Annotated in this window: 1 protein-coding gene; it reads right to left on the bottom strand. The window is 77.4% G+C overall.

All coding sequences use genetic code 11. The features are described from left to right. The coding region (locus OP79_RS49005; RefSeq protein ID WP_033329743.1) for a DUF2207 family protein at nucleotides 1-1,046 on the bottom strand (1,046 nt) is incomplete at both ends.

Raw genomic sequence — 1,046 nt, 5'->3', positions numbered from 1 at the left:
CGAGGAGGAACCCGAGCCGCCGGACGGCTGGTGGGTGGCGGTGGACGCGGCCGCCGGCGGAAGGTAGGTGGCGAGGTGGGGCCGGAGCGTCGCGTCGTCCCCGGGTGTGGCCGTCCGTGCCCGCGTACGGGACGCACGCGCGTTCGCCTCGTCGGCCGCTGCCGCCGCGGCCGTCCAGGCCTCGGCCTCGCCGAGGGCCACGGCCCACGCGATCTCGTCCCCGTCACGCTTCTGCCAGCCGTGCCGTCCGGGTTCGGCCAGATGGCGCCGGTAGGCCTCCGCCTGACACCACAGCTGAGAGCCGCGCACGGTGCGTGCCCGCAGTTCCCAGGCCCGGACGAGGGCCGCGAGCCCGGCGCCGGCCAGTGCCGCGCCGACTGCCAGCGGCGTCCGCCAGTCCGCGCCCGGATCCGCCACGTCCGTCGCCGTGATCCCCACGACGACCGTTCCGGCGGCCGCGGCCACCGCGCCGCCCCACACGGCGATCCGGCGGTGCCGCTCCCCGGACGGCTCCCACAGTCCGTCGCCACCCGTGCGCCGCCAGTCCTCGAGCCGGTGCCGCAGCAGGTTCCAGGCGAGGGCGAACGCCGTGTTGTACTGGCCCAGTTGGACCCGCCGCTTGTGGGCGAACACGGCCTGGAGCACCTCCGCCGTCAGCGGGTCGGCGGCGCCGCCCTCCGGCCGCTCGCCGGCCTGGTGCAGCGTGGGCTTCTTCTTGCCGCTGATGGTCAGATGCCCGTCCGCCGCCGCGGTCAGCAGCCACGCCGCCAGGTGTTCCTGGCGCACCCGGTCGGTGAGCAGGATGCCGGCGTGCGCGGGAGCGATGCCCGCGGGCGGCCGGCTGTTCGGTGTGACCGAGGCAGCCAGCCGGCGAACGTCCATCCGCCGGGTCCGGCCGTCCGCGCCCTGGACCCTCTCCCGCCCCGCCAGCCGCACCAGCTCCGCGACCACGGCCGTCGCGGCGAGAGCGATCCCCGTGGCCCACAGCCACCCGGCCACCACGCCGTCCCCGGCCTCGACGGCAGCCGCCCGTCCACCGGGCGCCT

Source organism: Streptomyces yerevanensis, assembly GCF_000716805.1.
GTDB lineage: Bacteria > Actinomycetota > Actinomycetes > Streptomycetales > Streptomycetaceae > Streptomyces > Streptomyces flaveus.
This window is presented reverse-complemented; position numbering and strand designations above follow the sequence as displayed.